Genomic DNA, 22,297 nt, shown 5'->3' on the forward strand with positions numbered 1-22,297 from the left:
GCGCTCAGGTTCCCGCAGGGCGTTCCAGTGCGGCGCTGGCGGCGCGCGCCGCTTCGTCGATGTCGGCCTCGCTCCCGGCCAGGATCAGCCGGCCGAAGGCCCCCACCGCACTGACGTCGATCAGGGTCACGTGCGCGGCCTTCAGCGCCTGGTTGGCGGCATAGATGATGTAGCCCGCCGGCTCGGCCTCGAGGATGAACATGCTCTGTTCCGGCAGGATCATCGAGCCGCGACGGTTCTGGCGGTTGATCAGCACCGTGTGGTCGGGCGACATCCCGCGGATGATCTCCTGCCACGGGATGTTGCACTGCTGGCGGTCGGAGACCTCGGCCCCCATGCGCGACAGCAGCACGCGCCCGGCCTCCTGCACGTCGGAGTCGTCGCGCTGGTGCACCACCATGGAACCGTATTCGCGTTCCACCACTTGCTGCGAAAGGTGCACGCGGGTGGACTTCAGCGCGATGTCGGTCAGGCGGTGCACGGCCATGCCCGGCGAGACCTCCACCCACAGGCAGGAGTCACCCGGCACCGGCGGGAATCCCTGCGAGACGGTCGCCATGTAGGCCGCCAGCTGCGGCTGCAGGGAGTCCATGTAGACGTAGGTACGGAGCTTGATCATCGATCTCGTCGGGAAGGTCGCCGGGGCCGGCCGCAGGGGGCGTATTCTGGACTGCGGGGCGGCGCCGATCAAATCCGCGGGCGCGCGGTCACCGGGAACGAATGATAAGCTTCGCGCCATCATCCGGAATCCAGCCCGAATCCCATGTCGCAAGCCGATGACCCCGCGGACCTGCTGACCGCCCTCGAAGACGACCCCGACATCGACCTGGCGGAGATCCTCCGGCGCCTGGTCGACTGGCTGCGCCCGGACGACCCGCGCAATGTCGCTCCGGTGATCGCGCGCCTGGAATCCCTGGTACTGGCCCTGCAGGATCAGCCTGCGCTGCGCGAACGCCTGCGTGAACGCCTGGAAGCCGGGCTGGAAGACGCCCGCCACCTGACGCTGTACACCGGGATCGGACTGTTTTCGCGCCGCGGCTTCTTCCGCGAGGCCGCGGAACTGCTGTACGAGCGCATCAACCCGTCGCCGATGGATCGCACCGACCTGCGCGACGTGCTCTATCACGTGTTCCACGATCCGGACGACGCGGTCTGGGTGGCACGCCTGCCGGACGATGCCTGGCTGCGCCTGCTGAGCGCGCTCGGCTGTCTTTCCGGCGAACACCCCGGAGTCCTGGAATGGGCCCGCGAGGAGATCCTCTACGCCCTGGAGATGCTCTCGATCTGGATCGCGGCGGAGGAGCTGGAACCCGAACTCCTGCGTCTGGATCCGTCGATCGCCGAGCGCAATTCGGCCTTCGTGGCGCAGGAACGCGAGATCGCGGCCTACGTGCGCGAGTACCGCGCCTGGTTGCAGGACCCGACCCGCGAGCGCCGTGACGACCGCCATGCGCGGGTCCTGCTGGAGCAATGCGCCGAGCAGATCGAGAAGCTGCGCACGCTGTCGCACAGCCGCGGCAACAGCCTGTCGCTGACACACCTGCTGGAGCGGCTGAACCAGACGCTGGCGCGCATCCACAAGCTGCTGGATCTGCTCGAGCCCGAAGAATCCGCGACCACCCGCGCCACCGCCGTCGGCCTGTTCCGCGAGCTGGTGACCACCAGCGCCCGGCGCCACGGCGTGCGCGCCCTGTGGCAGGACAACATCCGCCAGGTCTCGCGCAGCGTGACCCAGCACGTCTCCGACACCGGCGAGAAATACATCACCCGGGGACGCCAGGAATACTTCGGCATGCTCGGGTCCGGCGCCGGGGCCGGGGTGATCATCGCGCTGATGGCCCTGATCAAGATCCAGATCGGCCACCTCGGACTGTCGGAGGGCTGGTACGCATTCTGGTCCAGCCTCAACTATGGCCTGGGCTTCGTGCTGATCCACATGCTGCACCTGACGGTGGCCACCAAGCAGCCCGCGATGACCGCGGCACGCATGGCCGCGGCCATCGAACAGACCGAACGCGGCACCGCCGACCCGTCGAAACTCGCCGATCTGCTGGTCCGGGTCGGACGCTCGCAGTTCGCCGCCATCCTCGGCAACGTAGGTGTGGCCCTGCCGATGGCCCTGTTCATCGGTCTGTTCGCGCTGTCGGTCTTCGAACAGCCGGTACTGGACAGCACGAAGGCCGACTATCTGCTGGACGGCCTGCGCCCGCTCGCCGGGCTCGCCCTGCTGTTCGCGGCCATCGCCGGGGTCTGGCTGTTCGTATCCGGGCTGGTGGCCGGCTGGCTGGACAACCGCTGCGCCTATCTCGACCTGCCCGGGCGCCTGCGCGAACACCCGCTGCTGCGGCGCCTGCTGCCGCAGCGGGCGCGCCACGGCCTGGCGAACTGGGTCGGCTACCACTATGGCGCCGTGCTCGGCAACATGGTGTTCGGCGCCCTGCTGGGGGCGACCGGCTATGTCGGTTATCTCACCGGGCTGCCGCTGGATATCCAGCACGTGGCGTTCGCGTCGGCCAACCTGGGCTACGTCACGGTGAACGAGGGACTCGCCCTGGCCACCTTCGGCCTGTTCCTGGCGTTCGTGCTGCTGATCGGTGCGATCAACCTGTGGGTCAGCTTCGGCCTGGCACTGTACGTGGCGCTGCGCGCCCGCGGCGTGCGCATCGGCTCCCCGGCGCGGCTGCTGCGCGCCTACGGCCGCCACCTGCGGCGCCACCCGGCGGAATTCCTGCTGCCGCCCCCGCGCTCGCGCGACTGAGCGCGCACGGCTATGCTCCGGGCATGAGCGATTCGAAACGTCTGGACGATCTGGTCGCACGCGCCCGGCGCGAGCGGGACGAACGCGAACGCGGCTATCGCGAGCAGGCCCTGGGCATGTACCCGTGGGTCTGCGGGCGCTGCGGCCGCGAGTTCACCCGCGCCAACCTGCACGAACTGACCGTGCACCACCGCGACCACAACCACGACAACAATCCCCCGGATGGCAGCAACTGGGAGCTGCTGTGCCTGTACTGCCATGACAACGAACACCAGCGCCATGGCGAGGCGCGTGCGGCGGGGGCATCCGGCGGCGGGTCCGGCACCGCGGCGACGTCCGGGGGCGCGACGTGGAACCCCTTCGCCGACCTCGCCGAACGCCTGAAGGACCCGGGCAAGGACTGAACCGGACCGCTCCGCGCGCCTCCCGCGCGGTCACTCCGGCGCCGGCCGGGCCACCCCGCGCAGCAGCCGCCCGAGGATGTCGGTGCCGCTGAGGATCCGCCGCTGCTCGTCCCACAGCAGGATCACGTCCTCGCCCAGCACCGTGTCCCCCTCGTGTGCCGGGCGCACGCGGAAATGCGGAATCAGCTCGCCGAGGCGGCGCGATCCGTCGCGCACCACCACCGGGTGCAGGCAGTGATGCAGCGGGTCGAAACGCTCCGGCGCGAACAGCGCCTCGCGGGTGAAATCCGCCGCGCGCAGCACCCGCCGGGGCGCGCCGTTCGGGTCGGTGACGATCACCCAGCTGCAGGCCGAACGATTGATACTGCGCAGGAACGGGTCGTCCACCCGCGGCTCGATGTGCGGAAACCGCGGCCGGTCCCCGTCGAACTCCAGGGTCAGAATGCTGGCCGGATCCACCGGCTCGCCCTCGTGGCGCACCGCGATGTCGTCCAGCTCGAGGAAATTGCGCGCCCCGCGCCCCTCGACCCGCGCGATCTCGCTCTCGCCCGCACGCATGTGCAGATCCAGCACCTGGTGCAGGTCGCGTTCCGGGAAATAGCGGATCTCCTCCCCGCCCAGCCAGCGGTCCAGCACCCACGCAGTGGGCCGCGCGACCGGATACATCAGAAACTGATAGAAACGCAGCACCGGATAAAGCACGGAGGCCACGCGCAGGGCGTGGCGGGAAAAATACGACTGCGGGATGATCTCGGCAAAGATGGTGATGACCACGGTGGAGAACAGAAACGCCGCGACCCCGCCGAGCACCGAGCCGGAGAGCAGCGCCAGCAGGACGTTGACGCCCACGTTGCCCCACAGGATGGTCACCAGCGCAAAGTTGGAATCCTCGCGCAGGTGCAGGACCCGCTGCGCCCGCGCGTCCCCCTTGCTGGCCTCCACCTTGAGTTCCAGCTTGCTGCGGGCGAACAGCCCCAGGTTGAGTCCCGAAAGGATCGCCGACTGCGACAGGCACAGCAGCACGCCGATCCAGGTCAGCGCAGTCGTCATCCTCGCCCCCGGCGGTCGCTTGATGCCGCCAGTATCCCACACCCGGATGGCACTGCGATCGGTTCCGCCGGACTGTACCCGCTGCGCCTCGCGGTGTAGCGTATGCGGCGACCAAAGGAGGGGCCGCCAGAGCACAAAAAAGCCGCGCGGTCCGTTAAGGAAACGCTGATCCATGTGTGCGTTTCCTGAAGGGGGAAAACATGCAAAAGCATCCGGATTGGCGGGACACCTGGCCGATCTATCTGCGCTATACGGCGCTGGCCGTGGCGATCGTCGCCGTGCTGGCGGTGGTCCAGGTGCGCTTCGTCTACGCCGTCGAAGGCTTCCCGCCACAGCTGTTCGTCATCCCGTCGGCGGTCGGGCTGCTGTTCGGCATCATGCTCGCGCGCATCCGCGTGCTCGCGTCGCACACCCACGTGCTGCGCGCCTTCGCCGCGGTCACGGCCGGGACCCGCGAGCCGGAAGCGGAGGACGACGCCCGGGCCTTCCACCGTCTGCTGGAGGCCGCAGCCGGCGAGCTGGACAGTGACGAGATCGCGCTTTTCCGGCAGGGCGACACGGGCATCGAGCGTCTGGCCCACTGGGCGCGCGACCCGCAGCGCCCGGCCTGTCTGATCGAGGAACGGGCCGCCGCGCTGTGCACGCGCGGCGCCGAAGAGCCGGTTCCCCGGAGCGTCCCCGGACAGGAAGTGGAGCTGCCGGCGGCCGGACGGGTGGATCTCGTGCGGGTGCCGGCCGATCTGCCGGAGCCCGTGGTCCTGGCCGCGTGTCGCCGCAGTCACCGCACCCGCCGTCCGCCTGACCCGGTGGTCCGCAGTTTCCTCGGGCTGTGTGCCGAATGGCTGGGCATGCGCCTGGAACGCCGGCATCAGCAGGCGATCATCGAAGAGCAGCGTGCCCGCCATGCGCGTGAACAGCGCCGCGCGCAGACCACCCTGGCCTCGATTGGCGACGGCGTGCTGACCGTGGACACCACCGGCCGGATCGACTACGCCAATCCGATGGCCGCCCGACTGCTGCACCAGCCGGTCGAAGCACTGACCGAACAGCCGCTCGAACGGGTGCTGCAGCTGGAAGACCAAAGCACTGGCCGCCCCCTGGACCCGCTGCCCGGCGGTGATGCCGCTCCCCCGGCCAGCGGACGCGGCGACGGCGCCGACGAACAGGTCCTCCGGCGCTCTGACGGGTCCCGCCTGCCGGTCCAGCTGACCGTCACCCCGGTGCAGGACACCGACGGCACCGCACGCGGACACGTCATCGTTCTGCGCGACGTGTCCGAAGTCCGCGAGGCCCTGCAGCACATGGCCTACTACAGTTCGCATGACGACCTGACCGGCCTGATCAACCGGCGACGTTTCGAGCAGCTGGTCGAGGAAGCCCTGCACGGCGCCCGCAGCGACGGACGCCCGCATGTGCTGTGCTATCTCGATCTCGACCAGTTCAAGCTGATCAACGATACCCGCGGCCACCAGGCCGGCGACGAGATGCTGCGCCAGATCGCGGGCATGCTGCGCAGCATCATGCGGCCGCAGGACCACCTCGCGCGTCTGGGCGGCGACGAATTCGGCATCCTGATGCAGGACTGCGACATCGAGCAGGGCAGCCAGATGGCCGTGGACATCGCCAGCGAGATCGCCGGCATGCGTTTGTTCTGGGAAGACAACGTCTTTGCCCTGTCGGCCAGCCTGGGCGCCGTGCCGGTGGACGCCGAATCGGAGTCCACCCAGCAGCTGCTGCGCCACGCCGACACCGCCTGCTACGCAGCCAAGGATTCGGGACGCAATCAGGTCCGCGTCTACACCCCGCAGGATGTCGATCTGGCCGATCGCGCGGGCGAGATGCACTGGGTCAGCCGCATCCCCCAGGCGATCGAACGCGGAGAATTCGAACTCTGGGCTCAGCCGGTGCTCGCACTGGACGACGGACCACCCGCCTACCAGGAGCTCCTGCTCCGGCTGCGCGACGAGCACGGCAACCCGGTTCCCCCGGGGACCTTCATCCCGGCGGCGGAGCGATACGATCTGATGTGCCAGCTGGATCGCTGGGTGGTGGAAACCGCACTGGAATGGATGCAGGACTGCCAGGCCCGCGGTGCCGAACTGCCGGTCATCGGGATCAACATCTCCGGCACCGCCCTCAACAGCGAGGCCTTCCCCGAATTCCTGCTGGAACGGGTGCGCTCGGCCGGCATCCCCGGCCACCGCCTGTGCTTCGAGATCACCGAAACCGCCGCGGTCGGCAACCTGACCCGCACCGCGCGCTTCATGCGCGAGCTGCGTGGCGAAGGCTGCCTGTTCGCGCTGGACGATTTTGGCAGCGGCCTGTCCTCCTTCGCCTATCTGAAGAACCTGCCGGTGGACTTTCTCAAGGTGGATGGCAGCTTCGTCAAGGACATCGAGCACGACCCCATCGACCTCGCCATGGTGCGCGCCATCCATGACATCAGCGGCATCGTCGGCCTGACCACCATCGCAGAACATGTCGAGAACGAACATATCGGCAACCACCTGCGCGCCCTGGGCATCCCCTACGGCCAGGGCTACGGCCTGGCGATGCCCGCCCCGCTGGCCGCCTGTACGCCGTCGCAGACCTCGGCCCCGGTCGAGTGATCCGGATCACGCACGCGGCGGATTCGTCACCCGAAGGGCCGTGCCGGCATCTACACTCCCGAATTGGGCCGACCCGCGGCCCGGGATACGTCCCCGGCCGTCACGGGCACCCGCCACGTCAATCTAAGGGAGGAAATGCATGAACAACGTCTGGATCGTGGTTGCCGATGCCGCGCGCGCGCGCATCCTCAGTTGTGAAGGCCGGGCCTGCAGCAACATGCAGGATGTCGAGGCCCTCAGTCACAGCGAATCCCGGGCCCACAATCAGGACCTGGTCTCCGACCGGCCCGGACGCAGCTGGGGCAGCACGGGCGGGGACGGCCGCCATGCGATGCAGGATCCCACCGACCCCGGTGTTCAGGAACGCGACCGTTTCGCCCGTCAGCTCGCCGAGCGCCTGCGCGAGGCCCACCACGCGGGCAGTTTTCAGCATCTGGTGATCGTGGCCGCGCCCTCCTTCCTGGGCGCCCTGCGCGAACTCCTGGACCGCCAGGTGGCGCAGACCGTGACCGCGGAGGTGGCCAAGAACGTCACCAAGGTGGAAAAGCCCGCCGACCTGCGCAAACACCTCCCGGACTTCCTGTACTGAGCCGGTCCGCGTGTCCCGCCGCCCCCGTCCCGGGGGCGGCTCACCAGACCAGCATCAGCAGCCCGGCGCTGGTACACACCACCAGCACGGGGATGATCGTCTCGCGGATCACCTGACCCTCGCGCGCCTCCAGCCCCGCCGCCCCGGCGGCCATGGCGATGTTCTGCAGGGAAATCATGTTGCCCACGCCGGCGCCGATCAGCTGCAGGGCCAGGATCGACGGGAGCGCCAGCGCGAGGGCCTCCGCGGTATCCACCTGCAGCCCGGTGAACAGGAGGTTGGAGACCGTGGCACTGCCGGTCATGAACGAGCCCAGGGCACCGACGAAGGCACTGAACAGCACGAAGCCCCCGCCCAGCAGTTCCGCCAGCCCCTGTCCCAGAACCTGCGGCATGGACGGCAGCCCGGCACCGTTGTCCGCGGAGATCAGCAGCAGCTGGGTCAGGCTGATGATGAACACCAGAACGATCGCGGCGATACGTACCCGCTGCCAGGTCGCCACGGCCGCCCCGCCCAGGGTCGCGCGATCCACGCGGAACAGGAACATCGCGGTGATCAGGGCCAGCAGGAAATAGAAATACGGGGTGAACAGTGGCTGCAGGGTCTGATCCGGGCTGACGCCCGGGAGCCCGGCAAACCCGATCTCCACTGCCGCCAGCCATTCGCGCAGGGGCCCCACCGTACGCGACAGGATCAGGGCCACGGCCATCACGAAAAACGGAACCAGGCCACGCAACACCCCGCGCGTATCCACCGGCTCGGCCGCCTCGCGACCCCCGCGCACCGGCAGCAGCCAGCCGCGGTGCGCCGCCCAGGCGATCAGGGCCATCGCACTCACCCCGCCGATGATCGCCGGCAGTTCCGGCCCCACCAGCCAGGCCACCAGGAAATACGGCAGCCCGAAGGCCAGACCCGAGAACACCGCGAACGGGATGAACTCGCGAAAACGGCCCTTCTCCTCGCCGAGGGTCGCGACCCAGGCGATGAACACCGTGATGAACACCCCCAGGGTCCCGTGGATCGCCGCCGTCTGGAACACCGCCTGGCCGATGGTGTCCTCGCTCAGCCCCAGCCCGGAAAAGCCGATCACCACCGGGGTCCCCGCGGCCCCGAACGGCACCGCGGTGGAATTGCCGATCAGGGCGATGGCCACCGCCTTCAGCGGAGGCAGGCCGAAATACACCAGCAGCGGCGCGGCCAGCACCGCCGGGGTCCCGAAACCGGCGATCCCCTCGACAAAGCCGACCAGGCCCCAGCCCAGCAGCATCGCCAGAACCCGGCGGTCGTCCGAGACCCACGCGATCGCGCACTGGATAGTGTCGAGGTGCCCGGTCCGGATCAGCACGTTCAGCATCAGCAGGGCCACGGTGATGATCAGCATCACCTCCAGGAACACGACCCCGGCATTGGCCAGACTGGTCGCCACCACCGTGCCCGACAACTGCCAGACGAACAGCCCGATCAGCAGCGTGGCCAGCCACGCCAGCGGCGCCGCCTCGTACGCCGGCCGGCGCAGGAACACCAGGAGCACGAACAGCAGTGCGAACGGAACCAGCGTTACCCAGAACAGCGTCATGTCCTCTCCCGCGGACGGCCTGCATAAAGACCCGAGGGTACACGGATCGGGCGTGGCCGCGCACAACTCTAACGCCGATGATTATGAGCCGAATCACTGTGACCGGCGTCCGCATCCCGTATCCTCGAGTGACGATATTCTCAGTCCCACATCCGTGGCCCGGAGCAACGAATGGCACACATGGAATGGACCAGCGATCTCGACACCGGGATCGACGTCATCGACAACCAGCACAAGCGCATCGTTGACTACATCAACGAGCTCCACCACGCGATCGAGAGCAGTGATCGCGACGAGGTGGGCGATGTCATCAACCAGTTGATCGACTACACCCAGTCGCACTTCACCTTCGAGGAAGAAATGATGGAGGAAGCCGGCTACCCGTTCCTGCGCGCCCATCAGCGGGTGCACGGCCTGTTCATCCGGCGGGTGGAAACCTTCAAGGAACAGTTCGAGAACGGCGAGGACATCGCCCGCGAACTGCACACCGTACTCAAGACCTGGCTGGTCAATCACATCAAGCACGACGACGCCGATTACGCCGAGCTCGTGCGCCAGCACACCGGGGCCGACACGGCCCACAACCGGGGACTGTTCAGCAAGCTCTTCGGCCGCTGATCGCCGCGCCGCTCCCGTGTGGCGGAGGAGGGCCGCCACGCGGCGGGCACCGCATACCGATAACATCACCAGGAGATGGAGCCATGCCGTACGTTCACTGGTCGGACGATCTGGATACCGGGATCCCGGTCATCGACAACCAGCACAAGCGCATCGTCGAATACATCAACCGCCTGTGCGAAGCCGTCGAGGGCCGCGCGTCGCGCGAGGAGGTCCACGAAGTGCTCGACCAGGTGGTGGATTACACCCTGACCCACTTTGCCTTCGAGGAAGAGATGCTGGAGATCGTGGAATACCCCGACCTGGAGCAGCATCGCAAGTCGCACGAGGCGTTCAGCCAGCGGATCCGCCAGTATCAGCAGGACTTCGCCGACGGCCACGACGTGGCCAGCGAACTGGGCGAGACCCTGCGCGACTGGCTGATGAACCATATCCGCAAGGATGACCACGAATACGGCCACATGGTCCGCGACTGGATGCGCTCCCACGCACCCAACGGCATCCTGCAGAACTGAGAGGCCGGCCGCCGGTCCGCGCACCCGGGTGGCGGACCGGCCCGCGTTGACGCACTCGCTGGCGGCGCCTAGTATCCCGGGACTCCGCCCTGCCCGGATTGCCCGCCCGATGACCTACTGTGTCGCCATCGATCTGGACGACGGTCTGGTGTTCGCCTCCGACTCGCGCACCAATGCCGGCGTCGATCAGGTCAGCACCTACTCCAAGATGCATACCTTCGAGGTCCAGGGACAGCGCCTGTTCGTGGTCCTCGCCGCCGGCAACCTCGCCACCACCCAGGCGGTGGTCAGTCGCCTGCAGCGCGAAATGGAGGAAGCCGGCCAGGAAGGCGCCGCCGAACCAAACCTCGCGACCGTCGCCCACATGTCGGAGGCGGCGGAATACCTCGGACGCATCAACCGCGAGGAACAGGAGAAGCATTCCGAGGCGCTGTCGAAGTCGGGGATGAAGGCCGATGCCACCCTGATCATCGGCGGCCAGATCGCCGGCGAGCCCCCGGCGATCTTTCTGGTCTATCCGCAGGGCAACTACATCACCACCTCGCAGCACACCCGCTTCCTGCAGATCGGCGAAAGCAAGTACGGCAAGCCGATCCTCGACCGCATCATCGAGGCGGACACCTCGCTGGGCGACGCGGCGCGCTGCGCCCTGGTCTCCATCGACTCCACGGTGCGCTCCAATCTGACCGTGGGGCCCCCGATCGAGGTGCTGGTGTACGAGCGCGACACCCAGGAGATGGATCACTACCTCTGCCTGGAGGCGGAGGACGAATACCTGCGCTCGCTGACGCATGCCTGGGACGAAAACGTGAAGAAGGCCTTCACCGACCTGCCCCGCTTCGACTGGGAACACCGCCACGGGCGCAAGGACCGCGGCACTCGCGTGAGTCGCCGGGCGAAGAAGAAGTCCTGACGCCCGGGCCGCGACACAGCCCGGGCCGGCTCAGGCCGCGTCCGGCGCGGGCGCGTGTTCCGGGAACAGGAACCAGGTCCGCTCGTTGGCGCGGTGCAGCTCGGCCACGTCGCGCTGCAGGACCTCCAGGAAGCCATGCAGCTCGCCTTCGGCGATCAGCGCGTCGATATCGGCGTTCAGGGCATGCCGCCGGGCCTGACTGACCAGCCGCAGCGGCATCTCGTTGCGCGGCAGGCGCTCCAGCGCCGACTGCACCTCGGTCAGGGCGTGCGCCACCGCCCGCGGGAAGGCCGTGTCCTGCAGCAGAAAGCGCACCACGTCCGGGCCGTTGATACGGCGCTTCACGTGCAGGCGATACATCTGGAACCCGCCCTCCGAACGCAGGATCGAGGTCCACAGCAGCCCTTCGTACGGCTCGGCCGGCTCGTCGTGGCGTTTGAGCAGCCGCAGTGCCCCGACGTCCACCTGGCGGGTGGTCATGTCGGCGCGCTCCAGATTGCGCCCCAGGCGGATGAAATCGTAGGCCGCATCGTGGCTCATGCTGCCGGCCAGCAGACCGGTCAGCATCTGGCAGCGCTGGATCACCTGCGACAGGAATTCGAAGCGCCCGCGCTTGGTGATCCCCTGATCGATGTGATCGCGGGCGAACAGGTACAGCTCGTTCATCACCTCCCAGGCCTCGGAGGGCACCAGATCACGCGTGGTCCGCACGTTCTCGCGCGCCGCGCGCAGCGACGAGAGCACCGAGCCGGGGTTGTCGGCATCCGCCAGCAGGAATTTCACGCAATTGCGCTCGTCCTCGCGCTGGTAATGCGACTCGAACTCGGCATCGTGACCGGTGACCGATACCAGGCCCTTCCACGACAGCTGCACCGCCTTCGGCATGTCCAGCGCCAGCAGGTTGAAGGCCATGACCATGCGCGCGGTGTTCTCGGCCCGTTCCACATAGCGCGCCATCCAGTACACCCGTTCTGCCACCCGCGAGAGCATCTCAGTCCTCCTCGTCCACGATCCAGGTATCCTTGCTGCCCCCGCCCTGCGAGGAGTTGACCACCAGCGAGCCCTTGCGCATCGCCACGCGGGTCAGCCCCCCGGCGGTCACGTCGGTGCGCACGCCCTGCAGGATGAACGGTCGCAGGTCCAGGTGGCGCGGCTCGATTTCCGCCCCGCACAGCGTGGGTGCGACCGACAGATCCAGCGTCGGCTGCGCGATGTAGTTGCGCGGATCCCGGCGGATCAGCTTCGCGAACTCGCTGCGCTGTTTCTTGCTCGCATGCGGCCCCACCAGCATGCCGTAGCCGCCCGATTCGTTGGCCGGCTTCACCACCAGCTCGTCCAGATGGTCCAGCACGTACTGGCGGTGCTCGTCGTCGGAACACAGCCAGGTCGGCACGTTCGGGATGATGGGATCCTGATCGAGGTAATAGCGGATCACCTCGGGGATGAAGGCATACATCACCTTGTCGTCGGCGACGCCGGCCCCGGGGGCATTGGCCAGCCCCACATTGCCCTTGCGCCATGCGCGCATCAGCCCCGGCACCCCCAGCATGGAATCGGGATTGAATACTTCGGGGTCGAGGAAGGCGTCGTCGATGCGACGGTAGATCACGTCGACCCGCTCGGGGCCGTCGATGGTGCGCATGTACACGCAGTCGTCGTCGCCCACCATCAGGTCGGCCCCCTCCACCAGTTCGGCACCCATGCGCTGCGCGAGGAAGGAGTGCTCGAAATAGGCCGAGTTGTAGATGCCGGGTGTCAGCACCGCGATCTCGGGATAGTCCTGCGGCCGCGGCGAGATCGAGGCCAGCATGTCGAACAGCTGCGCGGGGTATTCGTCCACCGGCAGGATGGAGCTGTCCTGGAACAGTTCCGGGAACACCCGTTTGGTGACCTGCCGGTTCTCCAGCATGTAGGAGACCCCCGAGGGCACCCGCAGGTTGTCCTCAAGTACATGGAACTGCCCGTCCCCGGCGCGCACCAGATCGCTGCCGCAGACATGCGCCCACACCCCGTGCGGGGGGTGGATCCCGACGCACTGCTCGCGGAAATTGCGTGACTGCTCCAGCACGTAACGCGGGATCACGCCGTCGCGAAAGATGCACTGTTCGTTGTAGATGTCGTCAATCAGCAGGTTGAGCGCGGTCATCCGCTGCTCCAGCCCGGCCGCGACCTGCTCCCATTCGCGCCGCGGAATCACCCGCGGGATGATGTCGAACGGCCAGGCGCGATCGATGTTTTCGCCCTCGCTGTAGACCGTGAAGCTGATCCCCATCTCGAGGATCGCGTTGTCCGCCGCCTGCTTGCGCCCCTGCAGTTCGGCGTCGTCCAGCGTGGCGAGGTAATCGGCCACCGCGCGGGCCGCTGCACGCGGCTGTCCCGCCCCTTCCATCAGCTCGTCGAAAAACGGGGCGGGATCGTAGTGTTTCCAGTCGATGGGCATCCGGCGGGGCTCCTCTACTCGGCGGCGTCGCAGCCCACAGCATACGTCCGCCCGCCACCGGGCGGGAACCCCGCGTGCAGGAGGCCAGCCCCCTGGCCGATTTGACGTCCGGGCAGTCCCCGGCGCCGGATCGGCCGGAGGGCCGGCCTCCTACGCGCGGGTATCGAAACGGTGGATCAGGGATTTCAGCTCGCCGGCCAGGCGTTCCATGTCGGCGCTGGCCTGGCGCGCGTGTTCCGCCACGGTCCCGGTCTCGCCGGCCACGTCGTGGATGGAGGTGACGTTGCGGTTGATCTCCTCGGCGACCGAGCTCTGCTCTTCCACCGCCGTGGCGATCTGGGTGTTCATCTCGGTGATGCGCCCTACCGCCTCGCGGATGCGCCCCAGCGACTCACCGGCCGACTGCGCCTGTTCCACGCCGTGGGCAGCCTGTTCCTGGCTCGAGCGCATCGCACTGACCGCCTCCCGCGAGCCGTTCTGCAGGGTCTCGATCATCTGGCGAATGGTCACCGTGGACTCATCCGTGCGCTGCGACAGCCGGCGGGCCTCGTCGGCCACGACCGCAAAGCCGCGCCCGTGTTCGCCGGCCCGCGCCGCCTCGATGGCCGCGTTCAGGGCCAGCAGGTTGGTCTGCTCGGCGATCTCCCGGATCACGCCGAGGATGTTGTCGATCTCCGCAGCGTCGGTCTCCAGCCGGTTGAGCTTCTCCGCGGTGGTCTCGACCTCGCCCGCCATGCGGTTGATGGCTTCCACGGTGGCGTTCACCACCTCCTCCCCGGAACGGGTCTCCTGCTCGGCGTGATGGGCGCTGTCCGCGGCCTGCGCCGAGTTCTGCGCCATCTCCTGGATGGTCGAGGTCATCTGGTTCATCGCCGTGGCGACCTGATCGATCTCGCCCTGCTGGCGGGTGACCCCGCTGGCGGTCTGCTCCACCGCACCCGCCATGGTCCGGGCGCCGTCGCTTACCGCCCCCGACTGCTCCTCGATGCGGTCGAGCACGGTGAACAGCCGCGCCTCGTGGAAGCGCTGGAACAGCTCCAGCGTCGCCGAACCGTCGCGCCGGCCGCAGTAGATGGTCTCCATCACCGGGTTGTCGAAGATCCGCCGCAGTCCCCGCATCGTACGCTGCAGCGGCTGCATCAGCCCGAGCGTGGCCGCGCCCCCCAGGGCGAACACCAGGGCCAGACCCAGTCCCTGGGCCAGTGCTCCCCAGGGCGCCAGCAGTAGCACCCCCAGCGCCAGCGCAAAGCCGAGACCCCAGACACCCAGCAGCCGGAACAGCAGGCTGTCCCAGAGATGACGGCGGAACTGGCGCCCGCGCTTCATCGCGGCATAGACCTTTTCCGCGCGCTCGACGTGCTCGCGCGACGGGACCCGGCGGACCGACTCTTAGCCGACCTTCTGCCCGTTCTCGTAGGCCGGAGTCACGAAGGCGTCCACCCAGTAGTGGTCGCCGTTCTTCCGGCGATTCTTCACGATGCCCATCCAGGCGCGATCGGACTGCAGCGTGGCCCACATGTCGGCATAGGCCGCCTCGGGCATGTCGGGGTGGCGCACGATATTGTGCGCCGAGCCGTGGAGTTCTTCCCAGTCGAAACCACTGACACGCACGAAGGCGTCATTGGCGTTGCGAATCCGGCCCTTCAGGTCGGTGGACGAGATCAGGTCCTCGCCCTCGTTGAGAGGGTATTCGGTCCCCGTGACGGGAAGGTTTTCGCGCATGCTGCTCGGTCTCCGCGAGCGCGCCGGCCGGCGCGCCCTTTGCTCGTCGCGTGAGTGTCGTTGTACGGGGTAACGGCCGCCGCCCGGGCGGCTTGAGCTTCAGCGCCGTGCCGCCGCCAGCAGCCGGGCGAAGCCGTCGAAGGTCCGGGGATCCAGCGCCAGCGCCGGCGAGCGCCGGTCGGCGTAGATCATCCCGATGCAGCGCCCGTGCTCCCGCACCGGCGCCAGCAGGCAGTCTACCCCGCCGGTCAGCCCGGCCACGGCCCCGGGCAGCGGGGTATCGGGATAATCGCGCGACCACCAGACCGGATCGGTCTGCTCCAGTACCGCGCCCATGGCGCCCAGGTCATGGCGACCGATGCCGAAATGGCTGAACTCCGGCTCGTGCAGCGTACCGACGAGATCGGCCGCCTGCAGCCAGTCACCATCATGCGCCAGCTCCGCGAACACGACCCTGTTCAGCCCCAGGCCGAACTGGCAGGCGCGCAACAGGCGCCGCAGGCGCACGCCCCGGTGTGGCTCGCGCTGCAGCGCGAGCTCGCCGCTGACCGCGATGTCGCCGCGCGGCGCCAGGCCCAGCGGCACCGGCGAACAGTCCTCCCGCCAGACGCGCGCGATCGCCGCGGGATCCAGGGCGTCCATGGCATACAGCCAGGCGTCCCGGTTGAAGCCCTCCATCAGACGGCCGAGCCGATCCGCCGCCGCCTTGTCGGGCTCGCCCAGCAACTCGGCCAGCAGGCGCAGATCCCGGTCCTCGCGCAGGGTGTCCATGCCGTGGAAGATCTGGCCGGCCACCGCCGAAGCCACCATCACCTCCATGGCCCGCGGGTGAGCGGCGTTCTCCGCGCGCAGGGTACCGCGTACCAGCTCCGGCAGGTGCATGTGCTCGGCCATTCCGCGCGACAGATCGTCGGTGGCATAGCCCAGGGCCACGTAACTGGCCTCATCGGGCAGCGCCCGCAGCTGCAGCATCGAGCGCAGCCCCGGCAGTTCCGGCGCGTCGGTCATTTCCAGCGCCAGCATGCCGAGGTCGTTCAACAGGGCGGCCAGCCCCAGCTCGCCCGGTTCACTGTCGTGGCGCACCCGTCCCAGTTCCTCCACGATCAGCGCCGCCAGGCGCGCCTGGGCCGCCCGCCGCCGGTACGGCTGCGGGTCCGGGAGGATGTCCTCCACCCTTGGTGCGCGTTCGATCTCCTCGTGCACCGCCCGCAGGCCCAGCATCGCGATCGCATCCGGTACCGAATGCACCTCCTGCTTGAGGCCCGGACGCGGGGCGTTGGCGCGCAGGATCAGCCGCAGCGCCAGCCCCGGATCGCGCTCGGCATACAGCCCCACCTCGCGCAGCGAGCGGTTGACCAGGGCGTCGGTGTCGGCGAAAACCGCCTCGCTGGAGCCCAGTACCGGCCAGTCCGTCTCCGCCAGGCTGCGTGCCCGCCCGGCATAGGGCGCCGTTTCATCCAGGGCCATTGCTGTACCTCGCCTGCGTTTCTCGATTAAAGTTGGCGGGCCGACTATAGCAACGCAGGACCTGCGCGCGTGAAGTTCATCCTCGGTTTTCTCGTCGTACTGGGCGCCGTCTTCGGGGGCTACGTGGCCCACGGCGGCGACATCTTCATCATCTGGCAGCCCTACGAATACATCATCATCGGCGGCGCCGCGCTGGGCGCGTTCCTGATCGCCAACCCGCCACACGTGGTGGTTACGGTCTTCAAGTCGATCCCCAAACTGATGCAGGGACGCAAATATGCGCAGGCCGACTACCTCGACCTGCTGGCGCTGATGTACAAGCTGTTCGTCAAGGCCCGCAAGGAGGGCCTGATGGCGGTCGAAGTCGACATCGATGATCCGGAAAACAGCGAGATCTTCCAGGCCCACCCGCGGGTGCTGAAGAATCACCATGCCGTCGAATTCATCACCGACTACCTCCGGCTGATCATCTCCGGCTCGATGAACCCGCATGAGCTGGACGCCCTGATGGACGTGGATCTGGAGACCCACCACGAAGAGGTGGAGCGTCCCAGCCATGCGGTGAACAAGGTGGCGGACGCCCTGCCCGGCTTCGGCATCGTCGCGGCGATCCTCGGCATCATCAACACCATGGGCGCCATCGGCGGCGACATCGAGACCATCGGCATGAACGTGGCCGCCGCGCTGGTCGGCAGTTTCCTCGGGATCCTGCTGGCCTACGGCTTCGTTGGCCCGACGGCCTCCGCGCTGGAGGCCCGCTCGCACGAGGACACCAAGTACATGCAGTGCATCAAGGCCTGCATCCTCGCCAACGTGCAGGGCTACAGCCCGCAGGTCTCGGTGGAATTCGGCCGCAAGACCATGGAAAGCGACGTGCGCCCGGGCTTCACCGAACTCGAGGAACACGTGAAGGCGGCCTGAGGCCGGCCGGACACCGCTCATGGGCGTCGAGGACAAGACCCAGCCGATCATCGTCAAGAAGAAGGTGGTCCAGGGCGGCCACCACGGCGGTTCGTGGAAGGTCGCCTTCGCCGACTTCGCCCTGGCGATGATGGCCTTCTTCCTGCTGCTGTGGCTGCTGGCCGCGCTGGAGGCGGACGATCGCGCCGCGCTGTCGGAGTACTTCCAGAACCCCTCGGCGTTCGAGGGCGAGGCCATGGCTCCGTCGCAGGCCATCGGTGACGGCACCGGCGCCGATCCGTCGATCATCGATTTCGAGGGCCTGCCCGACCGTCTCGATGCGCCCCCGGAGCCCGTACCGGACGATGCCGATGACGAGACCCTGCTGGAACGCGACCGGGAGCGCCTGGAATCGCTGCAGGAAGCGCTGGAAGAAGCCATCGACCGCAGTCAGGCCCTGGAGCCGTTCAAGGACCAGCTGCTGATGGACATCACACCGGAAGGCCTGCGTATCCAGATCATCGACGCCGAGAATCGTCCGATGTTCGCCACCGCCAGCGCGCGGCCGCTGGACCATGCCAGCGGCATCCTGCGCGAGCTCGCGGGGCTGATCAACGAGGTCCCCAACCGGATCTCGATCACCGGCCACACCGATGCCCGCCCGCTGCAGCGCGAGGACTACACCAACTGGGAGCTGTCCACCGACCGCGCCAACGCCGCGCGGCGCGAGCTGATCGCCGGCGGCACCGAGCCGGAACAGATCGCGCGCGTGGTGGGGCTGTCCGACACCGTCCCCTTCGACGAGGACAACCCCGAGGCCGCGGTGAACCGGCGCATCACCCTGATCGTCCTCAACCAGGAGGCGGAGGAAGCCATGCGCGAGGGGATCGAAACCGAGGGCACCCCGCCGGCGGATGCACTGGACGCCCCGGAAGACTGACCCCGCACGCGACCTTCAGCGCAGGAACAGCGAATAGGCCGGGTTGCCGGTCTCCTCGTGCCACGGGTAGCCGACTTCCTCGAGGAATTCCCGGAAGCGCTTGCGCTCCTCCTTCGGGATCTGCATGCCGACCAGCACCCGACCATGCGCGGAGCCATGGTTGCGGTAATGGAACAGGGAAATGTTCCAGGTCTCCCCCATGTGGTTGAGGAAGTTCAGCAACGCCCCCGGACGCTCCGGGAATTCGAAGCGGTAGAGCCGCTCGTTGCGCACCTCGCCACCGTGGCCGCCCACCATGTGCCGCAGATGCAGCTTGGCGACCTCGTTCTCGGTCATGTCGAGGACCTCGTAGCCGCGCTCGCGCAGGTTCGCGAGGATCTCCGCGCGCTCGGGATCGCCGCCTTCCAGCTTGATCCCGGCGAAGACATGCGCGGTACTGTCGTCGGCGTAGCGGTAGTTGAACTCGGTAATGCCGCGCTTGCCGACCGCTTCGCAGAACTCGCGAAAGCTGCCGGGCCGTTCGGGGATGGTCACCGCGAACAGTGCCTCGCGGTGTTCGCCGATCTCGGCGCGCTCGGCCACGTGGCGCAGGCGGTCGAAATTGATGTTGGCGCCGCTGAGCACCGCCGCCAGATGCGCGCCGCGCAGCCCCTCGCGCTGGGCGTACTGCTTCATGCCGGCCACCGCCAGGGCCCCGGCCGGCTCGGCCACCACGCGGGTATCGTCGAAGATGTCCTTGATCGCTGCGCAGATGGAATCGGTATCCACCAGCAGGACCTCGTCCACCAACTCGCGGGTCAGGCGGAAGGTCTCCTTGCCCACCTGACGCACCGCGGCGCCGTCGGCAAAGATCCCCACCTGCTTCAGGCTGACCCGCCGGTTCTGCTGCAGCGCCTTGTACATCGACGGGGCGTCGTCCGGCTCCACCCCGATCACCCGGATCTCCGGGCGCAGGCGCTTGATATAGGCCGCCATGCCCGAGACCAGTCCGCCCCCGCCGATACACACGAACACCGCGTCCAGCGGTCCCGGGTGCTGACGCAGCAGTTCCATGGCCACCGTGCCCTGCCCGGCGATGACGTCCGGATCGTCGAACGGGTGGATGAAGGTATAGCCGTGCTCGGCCTCCAGCTCGCGGGCATGCGCTGCGGCCTCGTCGAAGGAATCGCCGAACAGCACCGCCTCGCCGCCGAAACGGCGTACCGCATCGACCTTGATCTGCGGCGTGGTGACCGGCATCACGATAACCGCACGGATGCCGCGATGGGTGGCCCCCAGCGCCACGCCCTGGGCGTGGTTGCCCGCCGAGGCCGCGATCACGCCCTTCGAGCGCTGCTCCTCCGAAAGCTGCGCGATCTTGTTGTAAGCGCCGCGCAGCTTGAACGAGAACACAGGCTGCAGGTCCTCGCGTTTGAGGCGGATATCACAGCCCAGCCGGTTCGACAGCGTGGGCATGGTATCCAGCGGTGTCTCGCGCGCCACGTCGTACACGCTGGAGGTGAGGATCTTCTCCAGATAGGGATAGTCTTTCATGACTTCGCACGATAGCACGCGCGCCGCATACCTTGTGACTCCCTCGCGCGAGGCCGTTCGTGCCCCCGTCATTGCGAGGAGCCGAAGGCGACGCGGCAATCGGCCGCAGTGGCCTGCACGCAGGAACAGGTGGCTTCGGATGGAGATCGCCACGTCGCTCCGCGACTCGCGATGACGGGAATCCACGCCTCCACCGTCATTGCGAGGAGCCGAAGGCGACGCGGCAATCGGCCGCAATGGCCTGCACGCAGGAACAGGTGGCTTCGGATGGAGATCGCCACGTCGCTCCGCGACTCGCGATGACGAGGGGGGGAGAGCTGCGCGACTCGCGATGACTGGGCATGGCATGACTCGCAATGACGGCGCGAGAGCTGCGCGGCGCTTGTCCCGTCAACGTCGGGATGGTTATGCTCGGCAGTTTATATCAAGAACATGCGAGACGAAGCGATGACTCAGGACGAAATGAAAAAGGCGGTGGCCGAAGCGGCCCTGTCGAAGATCGAGGACGGCTGGGTGGTCGGTGTCGGCACCGGGTCGACCGCCAACTATTTCATCGATGCCCTCGCGGGCATGAAGAACCGCATCGACGGGGCCGTCGCCTCCAGCGAGGCGAGCGCGGAGCGCCTGCGCAAACATGGCATCGAGGTCCTGGACCTGAATTCGGCCGGCCCGCTGCCGATCTACGTCGACGGCGCCGACGAAGCCACCACCCACCTGCACCTGACCAAGGGCGGGGGCGGTGCGCTGACCCGCGAGAAGATCGTGGCCGCGGCCTCCGAGACCTTCGTCTGCGTGGTCGACGACACCAAGATCGCGAACTATCTGGGCAACTTCCCGCTGCCGGTGGAGGTCATCCCGATGGCCCGCAGCCACGTGGCCCGCGCGCTGTCGAACCTGGGCGGCAATCCGGAACTGCGCGAAGGTTTCGTCACCGACAACGGGAACGTCATCCTGGACGTCCACAACCTGCGCATCATGAACCCGGTGGAGCTGGAATCGGAGATCGATCACATCGCCGGGGTGGTGACCAACGGGCTGTTCGCGCGGCGCCCGGCCGACGTGATGCTGATCGGCAGCGAGAAGGGCGTGCGCGAACTCCACCATCACTGAGGCACGATGAACGAGACCGGCAAGTGGCTGATCATCATCGGCGGCGCGATCGTCCTGATCGGGCTGCTGTGGCCTTGGCTGGGAAAGATCCCCTGGGGAAGACTCCCCGGGGACATCGTGATCGAACGCGGTGACAGCCGCTTCTACTTCCCGCTGACGACCATGATCATCGTCAGCATCGTGCTGTCACTGATCCTGGGCTTCTTCCGCCGCTGACCCCGCTCTCTCAGCCCATCACCTCATCGTAGAACGCCTGCATGCCGCCCTCGAGGAAGTAATAACGCTCGTCCTCGATGCCCAGCTCGCGCAGGCGATACTGCAGCCAGCGCACCTGCTGTCCGTGCTGGTCGAAGATCAGCAGGGTGTCGCCGTCCGCGGCGGCCGCACGCAGGGCGTCGTCCAGGGCCGCCGGCTCGTTCACCGGCATGACCCGTTCGCGTCCGCCGAACAGGGCGATGTCATCCTCGTCCCCGGCACCACTGATGTCGAGCAGCAGGCTGTCGTCCTCCTGGGCCCGGCGTGCGAACGTCTCGCCATCCAGCAGCCGCGCCTCGAACGACGCGTCGGGGATCAGATCGCCGTCCTCGACCGCTTCGCCGAACAGGCGGGAAAAGCGCGGATAGCTCTGCGCCCAGTCATGCATGCCGGCGTCATACGCCAGTACGGCATCGAGCCCGGCATCGCTGGCCCGCGCCGCGGCACGGTACGCCCGATGGCTGTCGCGCCCGTTGCAGTAGAACACCAGCGGGCTGCCTTCCCGGGCTTCCAGGTCGCGGACACGCTCGTCGAAATCGGGGGCGTGCAGATTTACGTGATGGGCGTCGCGCATCCGCATCACGTCGTATTCCGCGCGCGGGCGCACGTCCACCAGGGTCGAGCCGCTGAACTGACCGCGCAGGTCGAACAGCTCGATGGCCTCCACCCCGAAGCGTTCGTAAAGATGACGCCCCGGAAACTCCGCCAGCTGGGCCGAGAGGGTGACAGGGGTGGCCAGCAGGCCGGCGGCAAGGGCGAACACACCCGAACGAACAGCGAAATGACGAAAGCTCATGCGATCTCCGTTGACGTCAGCAGGGGGCCGCGGGATACGGCCTTCCCTGCGACGCCCCGTGAACTCCGTTTATTCCACTGCGCAGTGTACGGGAAACCGCCG

Annotated in this window: 19 protein-coding genes and 1 pseudogene; 11 read left to right on the forward strand and 9 right to left on the reverse strand. The window is 67.7% G+C overall.

All coding sequences use genetic code 11. The annotated features are described in order from the left end of the window. Window positions 1–4: 4 nt before the first annotated feature. A complete protein-coding gene (locus tag F573_RS0101895) occupies window positions 5–619 on the reverse strand; it encodes a BMC domain-containing protein (RefSeq protein WP_018870039.1) in 615 nt (204 codons plus the stop codon). A 144-nt stretch (window positions 620–763) separates the two neighbouring features. Between F573_RS0101895 and F573_RS0101900 the strand changes: the two genes are divergently transcribed. Next, the gene (locus tag F573_RS0101900) at window positions 764–2,758 is read left to right on the forward strand and encodes a site-specific recombinase (RefSeq protein WP_019021251.1); all 1,995 of its coding nucleotides are present in this window, start codon (window positions 764–766) and stop codon (window positions 2,756–2,758) included. 23 nt (window positions 2,759–2,781) lie between these two features. After that, the gene (locus F573_RS0101905) at window positions 2,782–3,162 is read left to right on the forward strand and encodes a YajD family HNH nuclease (protein ID WP_019021252.1); all 381 of its coding nucleotides are present in this window, start codon (window positions 2,782–2,784) and stop codon (window positions 3,160–3,162) included. Window positions 3,163–3,192: 30 nt separating this feature from the next. Here F573_RS0101905 and F573_RS0101910 read toward each other — a convergent pair whose 3' ends face one another. Next, a complete protein-coding gene (locus F573_RS0101910; protein WP_019021253.1) occupies window positions 3,193–4,212 on the reverse strand; it encodes a DUF21 domain-containing protein in 1,020 nt (339 codons plus the stop codon). 200 nt (window positions 4,213–4,412) lie between these two features. Between F573_RS0101910 and F573_RS0101915 the strand changes: the two genes are divergently transcribed. Beyond that, entirely contained in the window at window positions 4,413–6,821 is a 2,409-nt protein-coding gene (locus F573_RS0101915) for an EAL domain-containing protein (RefSeq protein ID WP_038033150.1), read from the forward strand. A gap of 139 nt (window positions 6,822–6,960) precedes the next feature. Next, on the forward strand, window positions 6,961–7,410 hold the full coding sequence (locus F573_RS0101920) for a host attachment protein (RefSeq protein ID WP_018870043.1): 450 nt from the start codon (window positions 6,961–6,963) through the stop codon (window positions 7,408–7,410). Window positions 7,411–7,450: 40 nt separating this feature from the next. Here the strand turns inward: F573_RS0101920 and F573_RS0101925 are convergent, their stop codons facing one another. Further along, window positions 7,451–8,986 carry an L-lactate permease gene (locus tag F573_RS0101925; RefSeq protein WP_019021254.1) on the reverse strand — a complete coding sequence of 512 codons (1,536 nt, stop codon included), beginning with the start codon at window positions 8,984–8,986 and terminating at the stop codon, window positions 7,451–7,453. Between the two features lie 171 nt (window positions 8,987–9,157). Between F573_RS0101925 and F573_RS0101930 the strand changes: the two genes are divergently transcribed. The 3 genes from F573_RS0101930 to F573_RS0101940 all read left to right on the forward strand — a co-directional run bounded on the left by F573_RS0101930 (window position 9,158) and on the right by F573_RS0101940 (window position 11,032). Continuing rightward, window positions 9,158–9,604 carry a bacteriohemerythrin gene (locus F573_RS0101930; protein ID WP_019021255.1) on the forward strand — a complete coding sequence of 149 codons (447 nt, stop codon included), beginning with the start codon at window positions 9,158–9,160 and terminating at the stop codon, window positions 9,602–9,604. 83 nt (window positions 9,605–9,687) lie between these two features. Beyond that, window positions 9,688–10,119 (forward strand): bacteriohemerythrin, encoded by a 432-nt coding sequence (locus tag F573_RS0101935; RefSeq protein ID WP_019021256.1) that lies wholly within the window; start codon window positions 9,688–9,690, stop codon window positions 10,117–10,119. A gap of 109 nt (window positions 10,120–10,228) precedes the next feature. Then, the gene (locus F573_RS0101940) at window positions 10,229–11,032 is read left to right on the forward strand and encodes a proteasome-type protease (protein ID WP_018870047.1); all 804 of its coding nucleotides are present in this window, start codon (window positions 10,229–10,231) and stop codon (window positions 11,030–11,032) included. 30 nt (window positions 11,033–11,062) lie between these two features. Here the strand turns inward: F573_RS0101940 and F573_RS0101945 are convergent, their stop codons facing one another. From F573_RS0101945 to F573_RS0101960, 4 genes and pseudogenes are all read right to left on the reverse strand, one after another. After that, the gene (locus F573_RS0101945; RefSeq protein WP_018870048.1) at window positions 11,063–12,022 is read right to left on the reverse strand and encodes an alpha-E domain-containing protein; all 960 of its coding nucleotides are present in this window, start codon (window positions 12,020–12,022) and stop codon (window positions 11,063–11,065) included. Window position 12,023: 1 nt separating this feature from the next. Then, the gene (locus F573_RS0101950; RefSeq protein ID WP_019021257.1) at window positions 12,024–13,472 is read right to left on the reverse strand and encodes a circularly permuted type 2 ATP-grasp protein; all 1,449 of its coding nucleotides are present in this window, start codon (window positions 13,470–13,472) and stop codon (window positions 12,024–12,026) included. 150 nt (window positions 13,473–13,622) lie between these two features. Next, window positions 13,623–15,194, reverse strand: a pseudogene (locus F573_RS14145) (methyl-accepting chemotaxis protein). A 99-nt stretch (window positions 15,195–15,293) separates the two neighbouring features. After that, window positions 15,294–16,661 (reverse strand): HDOD domain-containing protein, encoded by a 1,368-nt coding sequence (locus tag F573_RS0101960; protein WP_019021260.1) that lies wholly within the window; start codon window positions 16,659–16,661, stop codon window positions 15,294–15,296. Between the two features lie 69 nt (window positions 16,662–16,730). Between F573_RS0101960 and motA the strand changes: the two genes are divergently transcribed. Continuing rightward, window positions 16,731–17,582: a flagellar motor stator protein MotA gene (gene motA, locus F573_RS0101965; RefSeq protein ID WP_019021261.1), complete on the forward strand. Its 852-nt coding sequence runs from the start codon at window positions 16,731–16,733 to the stop codon at window positions 17,580–17,582. Window positions 17,583–17,601: 19 nt separating this feature from the next. Further along, window positions 17,602–18,501 (forward strand): flagellar motor protein MotB, encoded by a 900-nt coding sequence (motB, locus tag F573_RS0101970; protein ID WP_019021262.1) that lies wholly within the window; start codon window positions 17,602–17,604, stop codon window positions 18,499–18,501. Between the two features lie 15 nt (window positions 18,502–18,516). On the opposite strand, the gene ilvA is transcribed toward motB, so the two are convergent. Next, on the reverse strand, window positions 18,517–20,034 hold the full coding sequence (gene ilvA / locus F573_RS0101975; RefSeq protein ID WP_019021263.1) for a threonine ammonia-lyase, biosynthetic: 1,518 nt from the start codon (window positions 20,032–20,034) through the stop codon (window positions 18,517–18,519). Between the two features lie 447 nt (window positions 20,035–20,481). Between ilvA and rpiA the strand changes: the two genes are divergently transcribed. Both rpiA and F573_RS0101985 read left to right on the forward strand, forming a co-directional pair. Next, a complete protein-coding gene (gene rpiA / locus F573_RS0101980) occupies window positions 20,482–21,144 on the forward strand; it encodes a ribose-5-phosphate isomerase RpiA (protein ID WP_018946441.1) in 663 nt (220 codons plus the stop codon). Window positions 21,145–21,150: 6 nt separating this feature from the next. Next, window positions 21,151–21,360, forward strand: a complete 210-nt coding sequence (locus F573_RS0101985) for a DUF2905 domain-containing protein (RefSeq protein ID WP_019021264.1) — start codon at window positions 21,151–21,153, stop codon at window positions 21,358–21,360. A gap of 10 nt (window positions 21,361–21,370) precedes the next feature. Here F573_RS0101985 and F573_RS0101990 read toward each other — a convergent pair whose 3' ends face one another. Continuing rightward, window positions 21,371–22,195, reverse strand: coding sequence for a rhodanese-like domain-containing protein (locus F573_RS0101990; protein ID WP_019021265.1), 825 nt, complete (start codon window positions 22,193–22,195; stop codon window positions 21,371–21,373). Window positions 22,196–22,297 lie beyond the last annotated feature (102 nt).

The organism is Thioalkalivibrio sp. ALE23 (assembly GCF_000378545.1).
In the GTDB taxonomy this organism is placed as follows: Bacteria; Pseudomonadota; Gammaproteobacteria; order Ectothiorhodospirales; family Ectothiorhodospiraceae; genus Thioalkalivibrio.